Origin of the sequence: Ralstonia sp. 22086, assembly GCF_052045975.1 — a bacterium.
GTDB classification, from domain to species: domain Bacteria; phylum Pseudomonadota; class Gammaproteobacteria; order Burkholderiales; family Burkholderiaceae; genus Ralstonia; species Ralstonia wenshanensis.
This window is the reverse complement of record NZ_JBQEPZ010000002.1, coordinates 247701-265913: the sequence shown is the minus strand read 5'-3', so window position 1 is coordinate 265913 and position 18213 is coordinate 247701. Positions and strand designations below refer to the sequence as shown.

The 18213-nt window shown below is 59.7% G+C and carries 18 protein-coding genes; 11 read left to right on the top strand and 7 right to left on the bottom strand.

All coding sequences use genetic code 11. From position 1 onward, the window contains the following. Nucleotides 1–333: 333 nt before the first annotated feature. Complete coding sequence (locus ACTJK6_RS10320; RefSeq protein WP_440839307.1) at nt 334–1191, bottom strand: oxidoreductase; 858 nt, start codon at nt 1189–1191, stop codon at nt 334–336. 119 nt (nt 1192–1310) lie between these two features. Here ACTJK6_RS10320 and ACTJK6_RS10315 point away from each other — a divergent pair, with 119 nt between their 5' ends. Continuing rightward, entirely contained in the window at nt 1311–2282 is a 972-nt protein-coding gene (locus ACTJK6_RS10315) for a LysR family transcriptional regulator (protein ID WP_440838962.1), read from the top strand. A 259-nt stretch (nt 2283–2541) separates the two neighbouring features. On the opposite strand, the gene ACTJK6_RS10310 is transcribed toward ACTJK6_RS10315, so the two are convergent. Further along, nucleotides 2542–3342, bottom strand: a complete 801-nt coding sequence (locus ACTJK6_RS10310; protein ID WP_440838961.1) for an inositol monophosphatase family protein — start codon at nt 3340–3342, stop codon at nt 2542–2544. 640 nt (nt 3343–3982) lie between these two features. Continuing rightward, nucleotides 3983–4969 carry a zinc-dependent alcohol dehydrogenase family protein gene (locus tag ACTJK6_RS10305; protein WP_316871157.1) on the bottom strand — a complete coding sequence of 329 codons (987 nt, stop codon included), beginning with the start codon at nt 4967–4969 and terminating at the stop codon, nt 3983–3985. A gap of 100 nt (nt 4970–5069) precedes the next feature. Here ACTJK6_RS10305 and ACTJK6_RS10300 point away from each other — a divergent pair, with 100 nt between their 5' ends. After that, entirely contained in the window at nt 5070–5939 is an 870-nt protein-coding gene (locus ACTJK6_RS10300) for a LysR family transcriptional regulator (protein ID WP_316880322.1), read from the top strand. A gap of 156 nt (nt 5940–6095) precedes the next feature. On the opposite strand, the gene ACTJK6_RS10295 is transcribed toward ACTJK6_RS10300, so the two are convergent. After that, nucleotides 6096–6977 carry a LysR family transcriptional regulator gene (locus tag ACTJK6_RS10295; RefSeq protein WP_260801675.1) on the bottom strand — a complete coding sequence of 294 codons (882 nt, stop codon included), beginning with the start codon at nt 6975–6977 and terminating at the stop codon, nt 6096–6098. A 165-nt stretch (nt 6978–7142) separates the two neighbouring features. Here ACTJK6_RS10295 and ACTJK6_RS10290 point away from each other — a divergent pair, with 165 nt between their 5' ends. The 3 genes from ACTJK6_RS10290 to ACTJK6_RS10280 are packed head-to-tail and all read left to right on the top strand — an operon-like array spanning nt 7143 to nt 9066. Then, complete coding sequence (locus tag ACTJK6_RS10290; protein WP_440838959.1) at nt 7143–7991, top strand: NAD(P)-dependent oxidoreductase; 849 nt, start codon at nt 7143–7145, stop codon at nt 7989–7991. A 5-nt stretch (nt 7992–7996) separates the two neighbouring features. Further along, nucleotides 7997–8536 (top strand): MBL fold metallo-hydrolase, encoded by a 540-nt coding sequence (locus ACTJK6_RS10285; RefSeq protein ID WP_440838958.1) that lies wholly within the window; start codon nt 7997–7999, stop codon nt 8534–8536. A 14-nt stretch (nt 8537–8550) separates the two neighbouring features. Continuing rightward, nucleotides 8551–9066: an MBL fold metallo-hydrolase gene (locus ACTJK6_RS10280; protein ID WP_440838956.1), complete on the top strand. Its 516-nt coding sequence runs from the start codon at nt 8551–8553 to the stop codon at nt 9064–9066. A 91-nt stretch (nt 9067–9157) separates the two neighbouring features. Here the strand turns inward: ACTJK6_RS10280 and ACTJK6_RS10275 are convergent, their stop codons facing one another. Then, nucleotides 9158–10075, bottom strand: coding sequence for a LysR family transcriptional regulator (locus ACTJK6_RS10275; protein WP_440838955.1), 918 nt, complete (start codon nt 10073–10075; stop codon nt 9158–9160). 164 nt (nt 10076–10239) lie between these two features. On the opposite strand from ACTJK6_RS10275, the gene ACTJK6_RS10270 reads away from it, so the two are divergent. The 4 genes from ACTJK6_RS10270 to ACTJK6_RS10255 all read left to right on the top strand — a co-directional run bounded on the left by ACTJK6_RS10270 (nt 10240) and on the right by ACTJK6_RS10255 (nt 14045). Continuing rightward, nucleotides 10240–11595 carry an MFS transporter gene (locus ACTJK6_RS10270; RefSeq protein WP_440838953.1) on the top strand — a complete coding sequence of 452 codons (1356 nt, stop codon included), beginning with the start codon at nt 10240–10242 and terminating at the stop codon, nt 11593–11595. Continuing rightward, nucleotides 11592–12800 carry a M20 aminoacylase family protein gene (locus tag ACTJK6_RS10265; RefSeq protein ID WP_440838952.1) on the top strand — a complete coding sequence of 403 codons (1209 nt, stop codon included), beginning with the start codon at nt 11592–11594 and terminating at the stop codon, nt 12798–12800. Before ACTJK6_RS10270 ends, ACTJK6_RS10265 begins: the two co-directional genes overlap by 4 nt. 116 nt (nt 12801–12916) lie before the next feature. Further along, entirely contained in the window at nt 12917–13180 is a 264-nt protein-coding gene (locus tag ACTJK6_RS10260) for a muconolactone Delta-isomerase family protein (protein WP_260801680.1), read from the top strand. Between the two features lie 16 nt (nt 13181–13196). After that, the gene (locus ACTJK6_RS10255) at nt 13197–14045 is read left to right on the top strand and encodes a dienelactone hydrolase family protein (RefSeq protein WP_322018387.1); all 849 of its coding nucleotides are present in this window, start codon (nt 13197–13199) and stop codon (nt 14043–14045) included. Between the two features lie 260 nt (nt 14046–14305). On the opposite strand, the gene ACTJK6_RS10250 is transcribed toward ACTJK6_RS10255, so the two are convergent. Further along, on the bottom strand, nt 14306–14929 hold the full coding sequence (locus tag ACTJK6_RS10250; RefSeq protein ID WP_440838949.1) for an NADPH-dependent F420 reductase: 624 nt from the start codon (nt 14927–14929) through the stop codon (nt 14306–14308). A 99-nt stretch (nt 14930–15028) separates the two neighbouring features. On the opposite strand from ACTJK6_RS10250, the gene ACTJK6_RS10245 reads away from it, so the two are divergent. Continuing rightward, entirely contained in the window at nt 15029–15916 is an 888-nt protein-coding gene (locus ACTJK6_RS10245; RefSeq protein ID WP_260801683.1) for a LysR family transcriptional regulator, read from the top strand. Nucleotides 15917–15993: 77 nt separating this feature from the next. On the opposite strand, the gene ACTJK6_RS10240 is transcribed toward ACTJK6_RS10245, so the two are convergent. Further along, a complete protein-coding gene (locus tag ACTJK6_RS10240; protein WP_440838948.1) occupies nt 15994–16953 on the bottom strand; it encodes an AraC family transcriptional regulator in 960 nt (319 codons plus the stop codon). A gap of 117 nt (nt 16954–17070) precedes the next feature. Between ACTJK6_RS10240 and ACTJK6_RS10235 the strand changes: the two genes are divergently transcribed. Continuing rightward, nucleotides 17071–18189 carry a zinc-binding alcohol dehydrogenase family protein gene (locus ACTJK6_RS10235; RefSeq protein WP_440838946.1) on the top strand — a complete coding sequence of 373 codons (1119 nt, stop codon included), beginning with the start codon at nt 17071–17073 and terminating at the stop codon, nt 18187–18189. Nucleotides 18190–18213 lie beyond the last annotated feature (24 nt).

Below are 18213 nucleotides of genomic sequence, written 5' to 3'. Positions count from 1 at the left end.
GCAGGGACGTCAGCATTTAGGACTGCGGCTTCAGAAAATCGAGAGCGGTTGGTGCAGTTCTATGGCTTGCGATGCAACAGCCGTAATCGGAGCGCGAAGTTCCGTTGTCAGCGCGGCGCTGACGTCCGGACGACCGAATGATCGCGCAGACCAACGACGCTTCTTGGCCGGCCAGAGTCCGACGATCGCAACGGGTGCGTGCTTTATGCAAAAGGCATAACCCGACCCGCAGCGGCCTTTACGTCGCCGAATACCAACCGACGGCTTCCCACACCACTGCGGCCATTTGCGCTAACAGCGGCTCACCCGATGTAGAGCCGTCGCTTTCGTCACTCAGCTAGCAAAGTCGGTCGATGCCGACAGATCCTTCCACGCTTCCGTTTCCTGCGTCACGTAAGTGTTTTTCGCGGCGATGGCAGCCAGTGTGTCCGTGCCAAGCGGAAGGCGCAGCGGTGGATTCGACGCGTCGACCAGCGTGATCATCGCGGCTGCAAGCTTCGTCGGATCGCCAGGCTGGTTGTGATTCATTTCTACGGCCTTGCGGCGAACCGCACCTGAGGTTTCGTCATAGTCGTCGATGACGTCCGGCGCCACGATCAGCGACGACGGATCCAGGAAGTCCGTACGAAAATACCCCGGCTCGACAACTGTCGCGTGAACGCCAAGCGGAATCAACTCGGCACGCAGCGCTTCTGTAATGCCTTCGACGGCGAATTTCGTCGACGAGTACACGCCAAATCCCGCCGCGGCTCGATAGCCGCCAATCGATGAAATATTGATCACGTGGCCCGAGCGGTTCGCGCGCATCGTCGGCAACACAGCACGCGTGACGTTAAGCAAGCCGAATACGTTCGTGTCGTACATGCGACGGACGTCCTTGTCGGCGGATTCTTCCACCGCACCCAGCAGACCGAAGCCGGCGTTGTTGACCAGCACGTCGACGCGGCCGAATTTTTCAACCGCCGCCTGCGCTGCGGCCCTTGCCTGGGCCTCGTTGGTCACGTCCAGCACAACCGGCAGCAACGCAACCGAGTTACCAAGACGCTCGACGATGGCAGAGACGTTACGTCCGGCAGCCACGACCGCGTTACCGTCCGCGAGCGCCGCTTCGGCAATCAATGCGCCGATACCTCGCGACGCGCCGGTGATGAACCATACGCGCTTGAAACCGCCGTTTTGAACGCCTGCCATGATGACTCTCCTACGTGTGTGATGAGGTGATGCCATCGTAGATCCAACGATTGACACAAACTAGCCGCCCTATTCTGGAGTCATAATCAACTTATATTTGCGAATATGGGGCCCCAGAAATGAACGAAATTCGCGCGATCACCACTTTCGTACGCGCCGCAACGCTCGGCAGCCTGCGGAGCGCCGCGGTCGATCAAGGCATCTCGCCGCAGGCAGCAAGCCATGCAGTGATGCAATTGGAGAAGGAACTGGGCGTGCGGCTCTTTCATCGGACAACCCGCAAGCTGAGCCTGACAGAGGAAGGCCAACGGCTTCGCGACAGCGTGGAGCCGGCGCTAGCTATTCTGTCGTCCGCGCTCGACGAGGCCCGCCGCTCGACGGAAGAAGTAGGCGGCATGTTGCGCGTGAGCGCGCCGCGCGCACTCGGGCTCCCGGTCCTATGGCCATACTTCGAGGAATTCCAGAAGCGCTATCAGAATGTACAACTCGAAGTGCAATTCGACGATCAGTTCACGGATCTTGTGGCCGACCGCTCTGATGTGGGATTTCGCGGTGGACCGCCACCATCGGGTGGCTCGATCGCACGCCCGCTGGTGCCGATTCAGCTGATCGTGTGTGCGTCGCCCGAGTATATCGAGCGCAACGGCGCGCCGCGGACCATCGAAGAACTGGCTCAACATCGCTGTACCGGATACCGGCGCGCTAACACGGGAAAGCTCGCGCAATGGCAGTTCCGTATTGGCGACGAGATCGTCTATCGCGACGTGCCTGCTGCGATCTGCGTGAACGACACGGAAATGGAATCGCAGGCGGTCCTGTCGGGTCTCGGCATCGGGCAGTTGGGCAGCTTCAACGCCACGACTCATATCAGAAGCGGCCGACTTGTCCCGCTGCTGAAGCGGCACGTCACCGAATACGGCATGATCTACATCTACTACAAGCATCGAACCGAACAGTCGCTGCGCGTGAAGACGTTCATCGACTTCATGGTTGAGCGCATGGCCAGCAACCGAAACTTTTTCCTCGAACCATCCGAGCTTCGCGCAGGGCGGCAACCGCAGCAGAAACGCCCAGCGAGAGGACGTGGATAGTTGCTCTGCTTTGTCAGCGCACGCAACGAACACCATCATCGGACAAGCGGCCGCTAGCGGACATTCGAATGTCCGAAAGGGTCGGTGGCCGAACGACCAGTTTTGGACGGAAGCGGCCTGCCCCACTCTATCGACAAACGGCTGCTCACGACTCAAAGGCGCTGTCCGCACCTCTAATTGCCCGCCTGAGAGCGGACGTTCGCAGAAGCGTCGTGCGACCGGTCGCTGTCGCTGCAAAGCAGCCGGTCCTCGACGCGAATCATCGGCCTGGCATGCCGTTGAGCTCCTCCCGGGTCTGCGCGAGCAAGCCGCCGTGTATCTCGCGATTGCCTGCGAGGATTCCCTCGCCATTCCATCCGAGCGCATCCCCGCGCAGGTCCGTGACGAGGCCTCCGGCCTCGCGCACGACGAGGGCCCCGGCCAGCCAGTCTGCGGTGTCGCGGCCATTCTCCCAGTAGGCATCGAGACGCCCCGCGGCCGTGTAGGCGAGCTGCAGCGAGACGGCGGCCATCGACCGCACCACGAACACCGACTTGGCGACTCGGCTCGTAAGGCGCATCGCCTGGGCCTGCTCCTCGGCGCCGACCTGAATCAGCGGCGGATTCGCGGTAGCTACGACCGCATGCGACAGTGTGGCCTTTCCGGACACGCGAATGGGCGATCCGTTGCACCACGCACCCGCTCCAGCCTCGGCGATGAAGATTTCGCGCCGCGTCGGGTCGTAGACGATCGCCAGCACCGGCTCGCCGTCGCGCACCAGCACGAGCGAGCTCGCCCACAGCGGCAACCCTTGCAGGTAGTGGTAGGCGCCGTCGATGGCGTCGTAAAGCCAGTAGGCCGCGGACGTGGGACGGTCCTCCTCGTCGGTCCAGCCGACCTCGGGATAGGCCGGCGCCAATACGTCGCTAAGCTCGCGCTGCGACGCGATGCTCACTTGGCGGACATGCGCAATCTGCTGTTCGAGCGACCGCGTGCTACCGCAGGCGGGACCGTTCGCGGCGATGTCGTCGGCGATGCGAGTAACCGCTTCGATGCAAGGTTGGAGGATGGTGGTAGTCATGATGTTCACGCCTTCGGCGCGACGCCGATTTGTTGCAGGAAGCTCAGGTTGTCCTCAAGGTGCCAGTTGTCGGTGATCCTGCCGTCACGCACCCGCAGGAGTCGGTAACGATGAAGTCGACAGCCTGGCCGCTGCCCTGGCGGCCCATGAACATTCTGAGTCCGGCATGTACACCCTAGTCCTTCGCTGCCTTGACGCCATGAAACCTGGAACCGTGCCGCACCGCTTCCGCAAGTAGCTCACGTCCATCGTCCTGCCCGCCATCTGCAAGACCGGCCAACGTGCTGCGCGTTGGGTGGAATGGCGTGATGACTGCGAATCTCCTCGAGCAGACCGAGCTTGGTCTGGATCACGCCAGGAAGGTCCGTTTCCACAAACCGGATGTCACCGCAACGAGTGAGATCGATGCCGCGAAGGGAGTATCCGCTTGCGAGCTCGATGACCTGGGATGAGTCGGACTAGGTGGCCGCTCCCGGCGAGTTATAGCCATTCGCGCGAGCGCTGACATGGACACTCGAACGTCGAGTTCAATCGGATAGCGGCCGTTTGTGCTGCAAAGACCGAAGGCCGCCTCTATTCGTCGGAAATTTCATGCAATCGGGCATCGGCCGAGAGCAAGTGTCCTTCGCCAACGTGCTTCTCACGCGATGTCCACCACGATTTTTCCGCGTGCGGTGGCGTTTGTTATCGCGTCATAGGCGAGTTCAGCCGACCCTAGATCGAACCGGCGAGGATCCAGATTCGGCGACAGCTTGCCGGCTTCCGTCAGCCGTGTGGCTTCGCGCAGCATCTCTCCGTGGTGTGCGCGATGTTTGCCCGTCAGAAGCGGATAAAGGGTGAACACGCCTGAGTATGTTGCTTCGCGAAACGAAAGCGGAGCGAGCGCATGCGTCCCCCAACCCAACGCGCTGACCACATGACCAAAATGCTTGACGGCAGCAAACGAAGCATCGAGCGTTGGGCCGCCAACGGTGTCTACAACTAGGTCAAAGCCTGCGCCATGCGTCAATGATTCGACGTATTGGTCGACGGACTGCGCCTGATAGTCGATTGGCGTAGCGCCCAGGCGCGCGACGAGATCGTGGTCGAGCGAGCTCGCGGTCGCGAAGACCTGGGCACCGAGCGCGCGCGCCAACTGTACCGAGACATGTCCGACGCCGCCTGCGCCTCCCTGAACCAGCACGGTTTGCTCGGGCTGCAAATGCGCCCGGTCGACGATGCCGGAATACGACGTGATAAATGCGAGGGGCAGTGCCGCGGCTTCTCGCATCGAGAGATTGGCCGGCTTGATCGCGAGCAAGTCGGCGTCGACTGCCGCGTACTGGGCCAGCGAGCCCTGAAGGCCGCCAACGCCGCCCGTCATCCCGTACACCTCGTCGCCGACTTTGAACGCGGTGACGCCGGGGCCAACGGCATCGACTACGCCAGCCATATCGATGCCCAACACCAGCGGCAGCGGATGCTTTGCGTGCGCCGCGCTGCCGGCGCGTATCTTGGTGTCGAGCGGATTGAGGCCGCTTGCCGCAATACGCACCCGTACCTGGCCATGCGCAGGCTGAGGGATCGAGATTTCCGTCAATTCGAGCGGGCCGTTGTAGCGATTGAGTACGAGCGCTTGCATGTTCATGATCATTTCCTTTTCGGTGGAACCAACACGTTGACGGGTTCATAATGTGCCATGCCATAAGGCATGTAAATGAACGTTTTTTCACGGTAATCAAACAAAAATGAATGACTCAGGGTTGGAATGGAGCGATGTCCGGATCTTTCTGGCGATTGCCCGCAGCGGCACGCTGGGGGCGGCTGCGAAGCGCGTTGGGCAGACCCAGCCAACCATGGGCCGTAGGTTGCGCGCGCTCGAGGAAGCACTTGGACACACGCTGTTTCAGCGCACCAGCGATGGTTTCGTTCTGACGGATGACGGCGCAGCCGTGTTGGCCCATGCCGAAAGAATGGAGGAGGAAGCACTTGGCTTCACGCGCGCCCTGACGGGCAAAGAGACGCAGTTGACCGGTCTGCTGCGCGTCTCGTCATCGGACTGGTTCGGTATCCACATACTCACGCCGGTGTTCGCGCGCTTTCTGGCGAATCACCCGGGTATCTCGCTGGAGCTTGTCACGGATTCGCGCCTCTACAACCTTGCGCGGCGCGAAGCGGATCTGGCGTTCCGCATCACGCCCTTTGACGAACCGGACGTCATCCAGCGCAAATTAATGCATCTTGACTACGCGTTGTATGGACATGTCGATCTGGTCCCGCCGGTGCGCGGGCGGGGGGATGGCATGCGGCTGATCAGCATGGACAGCGCGTTCGGCTCACTGCCGGACGTCGAGTGGGTTAAGCGCATGCTGCCCAAAGCGAAGATCGTGTTCGGCAGCAACAATCGCGGCGTCCAGGCGCGCATGTGTGCTGAAGGAGGTGGCTTCGCCGTGCTGCCTTGCCCGCTTGGCGATGCGACGCCGGGACTCGGTAGGATCGATCTGGGCGAAGCGCCGCCGGGGCGCGATGTCTGGCTTGGCTACCACCGTGATCTGCGCCGCGTCGCGCGACTGCGCGCTCTTCTGGATGCGACCATCGAGGCGCTAGGGAGCGTTTGATAGAGCGATTGAGAACCCCGCAGCCTCCCTAAGCTGGAGAGCACGGAGCGATCGCTTGCCGGGTGGGCTGCAGAAGTGTCGCCTAATCGGGCTTGCGGTGTCGCGCGAAAAAATTCACCCGCCCCCTGGATGCGCATTGCGCACGAAGTAAGGCATTTACGGCGATCCGGCAGACGCATCAAATGCAGAGTTGGCGAGGTATGTGACCGTCAAATCAACGAATGCACGCAGGCGGTTAAGCCGCTTCAAATCGCGATGGTAGCCCATCCATATCTCGCGATGCGGCGGCTCCACGTTTAGCTCCAGCCGACGGATACCGTGGGTCTGGTCACCCAGCGGACGCGGCAACACGGCTATGCCCATTCCCATTGCGCACATCTGCGCCTTGACGTTCCGGTTGTTAGAATGCAGCGCGACGCCTGCGTTCGGGAACATCTCCCTCAGCCAAGCCGTATCTGGAAACGACCCACTGAACGCATCCGGCGTGATCAGCCGATATCCGCTGCCGTCGCCTGCGACCGGGGCGGGCCCGTTGGCAGATACGTAGACGCCATAGCGCATCTGGAGCAACCGCCGTTGGACGATGTCCTGCTCCTCGAACGGGACAATGCGAAACGCCACATCAGCCTCCCGTTGCGCCAGATTAAATAACCGCGTTCCGGTGAGCACCTCGATCTCGACTTGGGGATATTGGGCCGCATACGCCGCCAGCACCGGAGGCAACACGTAGGCGCCGAACCAGTCGGCAGAGGTCACGCGCAGCGTGCCGTCGAGCGCTTGTTGTTTCCCGGCCAGTCTCCGCTCCATCGCCAGCGCACCCTCTTCGATCTGCTCGGCAAGCGGAAGTACCCCCATCCCTTCTTCGGTCAGAACGAAACCGTCGGCCGTCCGCTGAAACAGCACCTGCCCCGTGGCCTCTTCCAAGGCGCGCAACCGCCTGCCCACGGTCGGGTGGCTCAGGCGCAGAGCACGTGCAGCGGCGCCGAGTGTGCCCGTGCGAGCGACAGCAAGAAAGATCCTCACATCACTCCACTCCATGCCACTCCTTACAGAAATGAACGGACGGCGTTCATTATATTCAGTTGATGAACAGTATCGAACGTCCGAGACTACGCTCCAACGCATGCCGCACGATCGGCTGCGGTCAACGGCCCCGTCGGCTGCGTCCAAGTGGCGGCCTGACTCTCTGGAGGAGCAACGCAAATGGAAATCGGAATCATCGGGCTTGGTGCGATGGGCCGGGAAATCGCACGCAACCTGGCCGCGGCCGGCCACAAGGTTGTCGCATGGAACCGCTCGGGTGGGAGCGTCGCAGGCGTTCAAATGGTGGATGCGCCAACGCAGGTCTTGCAGGCCGACATGGCATTGACCATGTTGTCCGACGACGCTGCAATTCGCAGTGTGCTGATGGAGGGCGATCTGCTGGCGCAGGCAAGGCCGGGCCTCGTGCATGTAGTGGCGTCCACAGTCTCGGTCGCGTTTTCCCGGGAGCTGGCGGAGCATCATCGCGCCCGCGGCATCGCCCTTGTCGCAGCGCCGGTACTGGGACGGCCTGACGTGGCTGCGCGAGCCGAGCTCAACATTCTTGCCGCCGGCGACCCAGCCGCGATCGATAAGGTCAAGGCAGCGCTGGAGGCGATCGGTCAGCGCATCTGGCGCATGGGCGACGATCCTCGCATGGCCTTTGCCGCCAAATTGGCGTGCAACATGATGATCAGTTTCGCGATCGAAGCGATGGCCGAAGCGGTGGTGCTGACTGAAGCGCATGGTGTGCCACGGGAACGCTTTCTGGAACTGATCCTCGGCACCCTGTTTGGCACCCGTCCCTACCAGACCTACTCCGGCAACTTCATCCGGAATGAATACCCGCCAGGCTTCAAGGCCACACTGGGCCTGAAGGACCTGCGGCTGGCAAAGGAAGCCGCACGAGATGCCGACCGCGAGCTACCCATGCTCGACATCGTTTATGCACGCATGCGGGACGCCGTGGACGCTGGGTACGGTGACCAGGACTGGTCGGCGATGGTCAAAGCCACTCTAGGTGAGAAATAAAGTCTGTGGCCATATTGCTGTCAACCCAAATTGCACGCCCGCTGCGCCGTGTTGACGCCGATGCGAACACCGATACAGAAAAGACAATCATGAAATATCGCCATCCGATGACTAAGCTGTTTGCCCTGCTCAGCCTTCTGGCAACGTCCCTGCTGCTGCAGGGTGCAGCCCATGCGGCCGCTCCCTTTGCACGGACATCAGCTCCAGGCTTCTACCGTTTCATGTTGGGCAGTTATGAGATCACCGCGCTCAATGACGGCACACTGGAATTACCGGTTGACCAGTTTCTAACGAACACCACACCCCGAAAAGTCAACGAAGTGCTGACCGAGGATGACCTGCATAGTCCGCTCGAAACGTCCTATAACGCTTTCCTGGTCAATACCGGGGCCAAACTGATTCTGATCGATACCGGCGCAGGCAACATCTTCGGCCCGCGCCTGGGGAAGCTCGCCGCCAATATGCAGGCCTCGGGTTACGCGCCATCCCAAGTCGATGAAATCTACATCACGCACATGCACGCAGACCACATATTGGCGGGCTGACAACGAATGGAGAGATGCGCTTTCCCAATGCAATCGTCCGCATCAATCGTCGAGAGCTGGATTACTGGCTGAGCGAGACAAACATGGCCAAGGCGCCTGAAGGCAATCGTGGTGACCAGAAAGGCAGCTATCGCCGCGCCAAGATCATCGTGGAACCTTATATCAGGGCTGGCCGCGTGCAGCCGTTTGACGGCGAGCAAGAGCTGAGCCCTGGCATCCACGCATACCTGAGCGCCGGACATACACCCGGGCACGTGGGTTACATGATCGAGAGTGAGGGAAATCGCTTGATGGTCGTTGGCGACATCGTGCATGTCGCAGCCATTCAGTTTGAGGATCCGACCGTCACCGTTGCGTTCGATAGCGACCGCCACTTGGCGGAGCAGGAACGCATCAAAGAGTTCACCCGCATCGCCAAAGACAAGACTCTCTTCGCCGCCGCCCATGTTCCTTTTCCGGGGCTGGGGCACTTGGAGGCGGAGAAGCATGGCTTCCGTTGGATTCCCATCAACTACTCGGCTGGGAAATAAGTCTCAACAGACGCAGCGATCCGGCGCATTCAACGATCCAACCGCCCGACGACGATCTCGCTGACATGGACCACCGGCAAGATGTCGGCAGCTACCCAAAGAGCGGCATATCACTCAACGTCTTCTGCAGTTGTATCAACGCCGAGGACGCAACGCCCTCGGCACGAACAACCAACTGGATTTGGGCCGCCTCGAGCACAGGATTGGCGATCCGGACGGTGACCAGCTCATGTGCACCGACCTCCTTGGCTACGGCGCGCTCGGACATGAATGTCAGGGCACGTCGAGCCCTGACGTGATTCTTCAAACTTGCTAACGAATTGGTAGTGAGCGTCGGTTTCAATTCGATCTTTTCGGCAAACTCCGCTGCGCGCAGAATTTTGCGTAAACCAAATGGCTCCTGCATCAAAGCAACTGGATACGGCAACACATCTTTCAATGTCACGTGCGCCTTACGTTTGACCAGGGGATGATCCGGCCAAGCCACTAGCCTTACGGGCGCGCGCTGCGTCTTTAGCACGCGGACGCTACTGTCTTTTGGAGCGCAGTAGGCAATGCCGATATGCGCTTCGTGTTGAGCGATCATTCGTACCACTTCATGGCCGCTGACCTGCTCCAGTGTGACGTTGATTTTTGGATAGCGCCCGCAGAATTCAAAACTAATTGCGTTGCTGATCTCTTCAACGAAGCCTTCGCCAGTCACAACGCGCAGCTCGCCGCGCTGCAGCCCGTTGAGCTCGCCCAATCGGGTGAAAAGAGTCTCTTCGCTAGCCCACCGATCCCGGCAGTGGTCCAGCACAAGGTCAGCGGCTTCCGTTGGCACGACATTTCGACCACGCCGTTCGAGCAATTTGCAGCCGAGCTCCGCTTCCAGTTGCTGGATCTGACGACTCACGACGGAAGGCTCGACTTCGCAACGGTCGGCAGCTGCACGAATGGAACCCAGCGAGACGGTTTCGTAGAAGTAGCGCAGGCGGCGTTCGCTGATCCCTAGGTTCACAGACGACATGAACGACTCCTTGAGTAGCGATATAAGTCCGAAATTGTTGCCTAAAAGGCAACGAATTTCCATGGGGAAGTGCATTGTTTTGAGGGGTGGCGGCCTGCACACTGCTAGCAACGATTCGCAGACAAAGCGCTTTTGACAGTACCTGAACTGAGGAAGATCCGAGCGTGAACCAGCCCTCTGTTGCAGCCCCCGACATTGCCTCGGTTCACCGAGATGCGCCGCTGCAGCGGCTCTATGGCCGCATCGCTTGGCGGATTTTGCCGTTCATGCTGTTGTGCTACGTGCTCGCGTACCTGGACCGGGTGAATATCAGTTTTGCAAAGTTACAGATGCAACGCGACCTCGGCATGAGCGATGCGGCGTATGGGCTGGGGGCGGGCGTCTTTTTTCTCGGATACATGCTGCTGGAGATTCCGAGCAATCTCTTGCTTGAAAAGATCGGTGCACGCAAGACAATCAGCCGCATCATGATTCTGTGGGGGATGACCTCCGCGTCAATGATGTTTGTGCATGACGGCCCTAGCTTCTATCTGTTGCGTTTCCTGTTGGGCACGTTTGAAGCCGGATTTGCACCAGGCATGATTCTTTATCTGACGTTCTGGTTTTCGGACGCACGCCGGGCCAGTGTGATGGCGATCGTACTGATGGCCGGTCCGATCGCCGGGATGCTTGGAGGGCCGCTGTCCGCAGGGATCATGACCGTCTTTCAAGGCACACATGGCCTTGCTGGATGGCAATGGCTGTTCCTGGCAGAAGGACTGCCGTGTGTGCTGCTGGGTGCTGTTGCGTTGTGCTATCTCGATGATTCACCGAGCAATGCCAGATGGCTGACTGATACCGAAAAGGCGTTGCTCCTCGCAGAGACCAAGGCTTCGAGTGCACAGAGCCGGCACGCCGCACTGAGCACCGCGCTCAAGGATCCGCGCGTTTATGCCATGGCGTTCAGCTACTTCTGCCTCGTTTGTGGTCTTTACACCGTGAGTTTCTGGCTACCGACGCTGTTGAGGGCAGCGGGGGTGGCGAGCACCTCCGAACTTGGCTGGTACGCCGCGCTGCCTTATCTTGCAACCTTGATTGCAGTGCCGCTCCTTGCCGGTCATTCGGACCGCCTGCGCGAGCGGCGGCTGCACAGTGCCATCCCAGCTCTCGCAGGGGCCCTTGGGCTGCTGCTCGCCTCGACGCTCTCCCCTCGCCTCGGCGGCCTGTTGCTCTGCATGGCACTTGTCACGATCTGCATCTACGCAGCCTACGTCGTTTTCTGGTCTATCCCGACGGCGTACCTTCGGGGACCGGCTGCGGCAGGCGGTATCGCGTTCATCAACAGCATTGGGTTGCTTGGCGGCTTCGTCAGTCCGTCATTGATCGGTTGGCTTAAAGCGGAAACGGGGACGCTGCAAAGCGGACTGATGGCGATGGCGCTGATTCTTTGCGCGGGCGGCGCATCGATTCTCCTCAACCGGATTCCCGCGGCAGGAACACGCGCGAAAGACGAACTCCGCATATCTGAAGGCACTGTATGAACCAGATCGATCCGTATTGCAAAGTCGATGACCTGCGGCCGTCTTTTGAGGAGATGTGTGCGTTGCGTCATCTCTTGCATCAACATCCCGAACTCGCCTTTGAAGAAAAGCAGACAGCGCAGGTCGTTGCGGAAAGACTCAGCACATGGGGTTATTTGGTGACGACTGGAGTGGGCAGAACCGGCGTGGTCGGGACACTACGCGTGGGCAATGGGGCGCGCAGCATCGGCATTCGCGCAGACATGGATGCTCTGCCCATCATGGAAGACACTGGGCTGCCTTACGCGAGCTTGCATCGTGGCAGGATGCATGCCTGTGGACATGACGGCCACACCGCGATGCTGCTGGGCGCTGCTCGCCAACTCTCAAAAACGCGAAACTTCTCCGGTACCGTTCATCTGTACTTTCAGCCAGCGGAAGAGAAGGGTTACGACAGCGGTGCGCGTGCGATGATCGACGACGGCCTGTTCGATCGTTTCCCGTGCGATGCGGTGTTTGGCATGCACAACCACCCGGGAGTTGCGCAGGGAACCTTCCTGCTGCGGCCGGGTGCGTTCATGTCGGCGGGCGACCGGGTAACCGTTACCGTCAAGGGCATTGGGGGGCATGCTGCGCGTCCACACCTCACGGTTGACCCTGCGGTGGTAGCGTCGAGCATTGTGATGGCAATACAGACACTGGTGTCGCGTAATGTGGATCCTGCCGAAGTGGCCGTCGTAACGGTCGGCTCCATCCAATGTGGATTCGCAAACAATGTCATCGCTGACTCGGCAACGCTCCAGTTGAGTGTGCGTTCTTTCAACCCCGATATTCGCTACCTGCTTAGGAAAAGGATCGCCGACCTGGTGCACGCGCAGGCCCAGAGCTACGGGGCGACCGCAGAGGTCGATTATGTGATGGGCTATCCGGTTGTGTTCAACCATGAGAAAGAGACTGAATTCGCAGCCGAGGTGGCACGTGAGCTCGTCGGCAGTGATCGCGTCATCGCGCCGGCAGAGCCCGTGATGGCCAGCGAGGATTTCGCATTCATGCTTGAGCGCCGACCAGGGTCCTTTATCCGCCTTGGAAACGGCGTGGGCGACGGTGTTGGAGACGGGGGATGCATGGTGCATAACCCCCGTTACGACTTCAACGATGCGAACCTCACAGTCGGCGCCGCATTCTGGACGCGGCTCGCGGAGCGCTTTCTCAATCGCCCTTCGTGATCTTCCTTAGGCAGCAACCCGCACCGGCTCTGCGGTGAGGATCCGCAGGCAGCGCGGTTCTTTGATGTCCTCTCACAAACTGGAGATACACCTTGCAGTTCCTTGCACTATCACGCATGCGTACCGACTTGTACTCGGACGCAGACTTTGCTCCGCTCCTTGAAGACGAAGCCCAGCGCGCCCGCACGTTGTACATGGAAGGGGCTGTCCGGCAGATCTGGTATCGCGGGGATAAGCGCGGCGCATGTTCGATTCTCGAAGCGGAATCCCTTGAAGCAGCACGCGCCGTGATCGAGTCGCTGCCGCTGGTCAAAGCGGGAATGCTGGAACTGGAGCATCTTGTACCGCTCCAACCCTACCGTGGCTTTGGCCCGCGCTAGTCCCCGGAGAACACGCATGACTGATCACGTCAAGGCATTGCCAAAGCTATCGCATGGTGTACTGGCGACTCGCCTATCCGCAGCGGCTGCTCCTGTAGAGGGGACTGTCATCCGCACCGATGGGGATGGCCTCCTCGAGGGCGAATTCACAGTAACGTCGTCGGATTTCGATGTGCCGGTCTACTACGCCAAGCCTGCAGCCGCCGGCAAAACGTTTCCCGTGGTGCTTGTCGTGTCGGAAGTCTTCGGCGTGCATGCACACATTGCAGACGTCTGCAGGCGCTTTGCGAAGCGCGGCTACCTTGCCATGGCGCCTGACCTCTTCGCGCGTCTGGGTGATGCGTCCGCTTTCGCCTCCCTGGCTGACCTTATGAGGGAGGTCGTCTCCAAGACACCGGACGCGCAAGTCATTGCAGACCTTGATGCCGTTACCGCGATAGCGGGCAGATTGGGAGGAGACAGCGAGAGGGTCGCCGTGACTGGATTCTGCTGGGGTGGCCGAATCACCTGGTTGTACGTGGCACATTCGGCGAACGTAAAGGCTGCCGTTGCCTGGTATGGGCGGCTCGACGGCCCGGTTTCTTCAGATTCGCCAGTGCATCCCGTAGCGCTCACCCGCCAGTTGCAGGCCCCCGTTCTCGGCTTGTATGCAGGACATGATCCCGTTGCTCCGATGGAGCACGTAGCATTGATGCGGTCCGCGCTGGAGCAGGGCAATGCCAATGCTCGCAGCTCGCGGATCGACATCTACCCAGACGCGGGGCACGCATTTTTCGCCGACTATCGAGAGAGCTACCGCGAAGCAGATGCCCTTGATGGCTGGTCGAAATGTCTGGCTTGGTTTGCCCGCCACGGCGTGGCTTGAGCACACAGCTTTTCGTGCTTCGCGCGTGTAAGTTGCCCGGCATACCGTTTTGCGCCCGTCCAATTTTTGAGGAGGCGCAGAAACACCGCTCGGTGTAAGGCTGGGCGCTATGGGTCGCTCTCCTGATTACGCTATTCACCGCGTCTGACGGTGGCACGCTACTCGCAGAGATCCAGCTTAGGCGCGCCCCGTGCAGTGGGCACGGGGCGCAGGGCTTAGCGGTGAATGGAGATTCTCGTCACCGCATTGAGTTGTAGCGACTAGACCCGCTGCCAGAGTGGCGCCGCTACCGTGCCCCAGCCGAGGAAGAATCCAAAGTGGATGTTCATCTCTCCCATGGGCTCAAGAAACCGGCTGTTGCTTAACGGACCAGCGTCGATCGGTTCAAATCCCATTGCCTCGACGATGTGCCCAACTGCCTTCTTTGCCTCGGTTTCGGTACCCGCCAGAAACACTTGGAGCTTTGAGTCTTTGCGCGCCTCATCGGGCAGTAGCGCAGAAAAGATAGTGTTGAATGCCTTAACCACCTTTGCCTGCGGTGCGCGAGCCTGCAGTTCCTCCGCGGCGGAAGTCGTGTGGCCGACCACAAGGCCTGCGAAGTCGGCAGTGATCGGATTGCTGACATCAATCACTATCTTGCCTGCGAGGTCTAGAGATTGAATCACCTCGAGGCCCGCCTCGTAGGGAAGTGCAAGGACGACCATTTCCGCTTCCTTTACCACTGCACAAGTGTGGTCGAACTCGACCTGCGGACCGATACTCCGCGCAAGTGCTTCAGCTTTTGTAACGTCCCGAGCCCCAATGGCAAGGTTGCCATGAACTTGAGCGATTGCCCTAGCCAGAGCGGCACCCATGTTTCCGGTTCCGATTACTGCAATTTTCATGATTCGAGCCTCATAGTGAAGTGAGGCTAAATCCTAGGCTTACGACAAAGATGAGAGAAATGCCTCGCAAGCGCCAACATTAGAAACGGAAATTTTCAAATGGATCGTTTAAGCAGCATGGCTGTCTTTGTCCGGGCGGTCGACGCCGGGTCTTTCAGCTCGGCAGGTCTGGCACTTGACATGTCTCCACAGCTGGTAGGGAAGCAAGTCAGATTGCTGGAGCAGCACCTGGGGGTGCGCCTGCTAAACCGGACGACACGCCGACAGAGTCTTACGGACTTCGGGCAGCGATTCTACGAGCGCGCCAAAATTATCTTGGCGGAAGTGGAAATCGCCGAGAGCATGGCTGCTGAAATGCGCATCGTCCCCAGTGGACTGTTGCGCATCAATGCACCGGTTAGTTTCGGGACTCACGCGCTTGCGCCCCGATTGCCGGAATACCTCGCGCGCTATCCGGATGTATCGGTAGAGTTGACAATGTCGAATCGTGAGGTCGACTTGATCGAAGAGGGGTATGACATTGTTTTTCGTGTTGGCGAGCTCCGCGATAGTGGACTCATAGGGCGCGCCCTTGCACCCTATCGGCTTGTACTTTGTGCCGCGCCATCGTACCTAGAGGCGTCTGCCCCGCTTCGTTCACCATCCGACCTCGCCCAACATCAATGCCTGCTATTCCTGCGGGGGGCGTATCGGGACACATGGACGTTTGACGGACCAAACGGACGCGAGGTCGTGCCAGTGTCCGGCCATTTGTCCGCGGACAATGGTGAATCACTCCTCCAGGCTGGACTTGCTGGCGCGGGGATCCTACTGCAACCCAGTGAGCTGGTTGCAACCGCAATTGAGCAGGGGCGACTCATCCGTTTATTGGAGCACTACCATCCCCCCGCCCGGAGCTTTCATTTGCTCCACGGACGGGACGGTCAAATGACACCGAAGCTGCGGAGTTTTTTAGATTTTGCATTGCAAGTGTTCAAAGAACGATAAGCGTCGCGATTCAATCAGACACCTGCAGTGAGACGTGCGGCATAGACCTTAGGCGTGGGAACCGAAAGCTATTCCACTCAGGAGTTGCGTGGTAACTCTGAAAACCAAAGTTCACGCTCGTCGTCCCCGTTACGAAGGTCGTGGATGTATTGACGCGGCGCGCAACCCATTACCCTCTTGAAGGCGGCACCGAAAGCGCTCTCCGATTCGTAACCAAGAGCAGGCGCAAGGGCAGATATTTTTTCACGGCCCTTGGCCAAGCGGTCGGCCGCTGTCAGCATGCGCCAAAGGGTGAGGTACTCGAGTGCTGGCATCCCTACCCTTGCTTTGAAGTGAGCGGCAAAGCTGGACCGCGACATGCCTGCTTCCTGCGCTAGGCTCTCCAGCGTCCAACGTTTTCCCGGCTCAGAATGCATCGCACTTAAGACGGCATTCATTCGGTTATCAGCCAGCGCAAGCAGCCAACCCGGACCTGCTGTTGTGCCCTGTACGAGATGCAACCGGAGGGCTTCGACAAGCAATGTCTGCGCAACATGCTCGGCGATCAATACACTCCCTGGGGCAGGTTCCCGCAATTCGCGCATGAGCCGCTCGATAGACGTTCGCAATGTCGCTTTATCAGTCTCGCTGGTGAAGTGGAGTACAGCCGGCAGTTCTCCGAGAAGGCGCTCTGCATGCCTTCCAACGAAGTCAAAGTAGCCTCCGACACCGGAGCAATGCCCCCCTCCGTCAATGATCCCGAACTCGCCAACCGGCACTTTGGAAAAAAAATCTTCGGCATCAATCGCGGGAACGTCAGCCTGGGAATCGAACCGGAATGCCCGCCCCTGGGCTAGCAGCACGAAATCACCCGCGCGGAGATACATTGCCGTGTCGATACCCTGTACTCGCAACCAGCAGGCCCCTGAATAGACGGCGTAGCACTTTATGCCGGTGCCCGCTGGGTAGCTAAGAGCCCATCGCTCGCCTGCATCCAGCCCGCGGAACGCATAGCTCACCGGCTTCAACAGTGTCAGAACATCAGATAAAGCATCCATTCAATTTGGACGTTTGCGACGATTTTCAGCACGATAGAGCATTGTTCATCCAGGTGCAACGTCTTAGAGTCGCTCCATTGCGTCGAGACCGAATATTCCCGCACAGGAGAACCTTGCATGCCCGATCATTCAGCCCTTTGGCTCCCCGCGAAGCGATCCAGCTTCGCAGTGGGAAGCAACACCTACGCTCGGCCGCAGCCAGACGAGATTGTGGTGCGCAATCGCGCAGTGGCCGTGAATCCCGTCGATCGCCTATTGCCGACGATTGGTGATTTCGTTTTTCCCTGGCTTCAGTATCCCGTGGTGCCCGGCTCCGACTTGGCGGGGGAGGTTGTGGAAGTGGGTTCGAACGTAACCCGCTTTCGTGTGGGTGACCGCGTGCTGGGACACGCATTGGGCATCGAAAAGGGGCGAAGTGCCTCTGCCGAGGGGGCGTTTCAAAGTTTCACCATCGTGTTGGAGCATATGGCGTCACCACTGCCGGCTGCTCTCTCCTTCGAGGAAGCGGCCGTGTTGCCACTTGGACTGTCAACCGCGGCGTGTGGACTGTTTCAGCGCGATTTCATCGGGCTGCGCCCGCCCGTGATGCACCCTGAGCCGATAAACGAGACGATTCTGGTTTGGGGTGGCTCGACGAGCGTTGGCAGCAACGCGATTCAACTCGCACGTGCGGCTGGCTATGACGTGGTCGCAACAGCGTCCAGCCATAACTTCGAGTACGTCACGCGCCTGGGCGCGCACGCTGTTATTGACTACCGGAGTTCCGATGCGATCAGCAAGCTCACCGCCCTTTTGCAGGGGCGGCGTGTCGCAGGAATGATGGCAATCGGAGCAGGGTCCGCGGCCGCTTGCTTGAAGGTTGCAACAGCCTGTACTGGCCGGCGGTTCATAGCCACGACTACCCCGCCCGTATCTTTTGATGAGGTCCCTCGAGGCAAAGGCCGTATGCGCAAACTGCTGCCGATCATGACGCGCGTGCTACTCGGCAATGTAGGTCTCATGCTAAAGGCTCGCCAGCTAGGTATCTCCATGCGAATGATTTGGGGCGGCTCCCTCTGGGCAAACGAAGTGGGGCCGATGATCTACCAGGACTTCCTGCCGACTGCACTCGCCGAGCAACGCTACAAAGCTGCCCCCGCTCCCCAGGTGGTCGGCAATGGCTTGGAGCAGCTTCCTGTTGCCGTGGAATTGCACCGCAAAGGGGTGTCTGCGCGCAAGCTCGTGGTTCGCTTATAACTATGAAACCGAATTTGGGGATAC

Bases quoted from the DNA above. Each gene is read 5' to 3' on its own strand.
- ACTJK6_RS10245 (WP_260801683.1), top strand. From the start codon at position 15,029: ATGGATCGTTTAAGCAGCATGGCTGTCTTTGTCCGGGCGGTCGACGCC.
- ACTJK6_RS10290 (WP_440838959.1), top strand. From the start codon at position 7,143: ATGGAAATCGGAATCATCGGGCTTGGTGCGATGGGCCGGGAAATCGCA.
- ACTJK6_RS10260 (WP_260801680.1), top strand. From the start codon at position 12,917: ATGCGTACCGACTTGTACTCGGACGCAGACTTTGCTCCGCTCCTTGAA.
- ACTJK6_RS10250 (WP_440838949.1), bottom strand. From the start codon at position 14,929: ATGAAAATTGCAGTAATCGGAACCGGAAACATGGGTGCCGCTCTGGCT.
- ACTJK6_RS10240 (WP_440838948.1), bottom strand. From the start codon at position 16,953: ATGGATGCTTTATCTGATGTTCTGACACTGTTGAAGCCGGTGAGCTAT.
- ACTJK6_RS10320 (WP_440839307.1), bottom strand. From the start codon at position 1,191: ATGGCAGGCGTTCAAAACGGCGGTTTCAAGCGCGTATGGTTCATCACC.
- ACTJK6_RS10300 (WP_316880322.1), top strand. From the start codon at position 5,070: ATGAATGACTCAGGGTTGGAATGGAGCGATGTCCGGATCTTTCTGGCG.
- ACTJK6_RS10275 (WP_440838955.1), bottom strand. From the start codon at position 10,075: ATGTCGTCTGTGAACCTAGGGATCAGCGAACGCCGCCTGCGCTACTTC.
- ACTJK6_RS10310 (WP_440838961.1), bottom strand. From the start codon at position 3,342: ATGACTACCACCATCCTCCAACCTTGCATCGAAGCGGTTACTCGCATC.
- ACTJK6_RS10305 (WP_316871157.1), bottom strand. From the start codon at position 4,969: ATGAACATGCAAGCGCTCGTACTCAATCGCTACAACGGCCCGCTCGAA.
- ACTJK6_RS10315 (WP_440838962.1), top strand. From the start codon at position 1,311: ATGAACGAAATTCGCGCGATCACCACTTTCGTACGCGCCGCAACGCTC.
- ACTJK6_RS10280 (WP_440838956.1), top strand. From the start codon at position 8,551: ATGCGCTTTCCCAATGCAATCGTCCGCATCAATCGTCGAGAGCTGGAT.
- ACTJK6_RS10295 (WP_260801675.1), bottom strand. From the start codon at position 6,977: ATGGAGTGGAGTGATGTGAGGATCTTTCTTGCTGTCGCTCGCACGGGC.
- ACTJK6_RS10255 (WP_322018387.1), top strand. From the start codon at position 13,197: ATGACTGATCACGTCAAGGCATTGCCAAAGCTATCGCATGGTGTACTG.
- ACTJK6_RS10235 (WP_440838946.1), top strand. From the start codon at position 17,071: ATGCCCGATCATTCAGCCCTTTGGCTCCCCGCGAAGCGATCCAGCTTC.
- ACTJK6_RS10265 (WP_440838952.1), top strand. From the start codon at position 11,592: ATGAACCAGATCGATCCGTATTGCAAAGTCGATGACCTGCGGCCGTCT.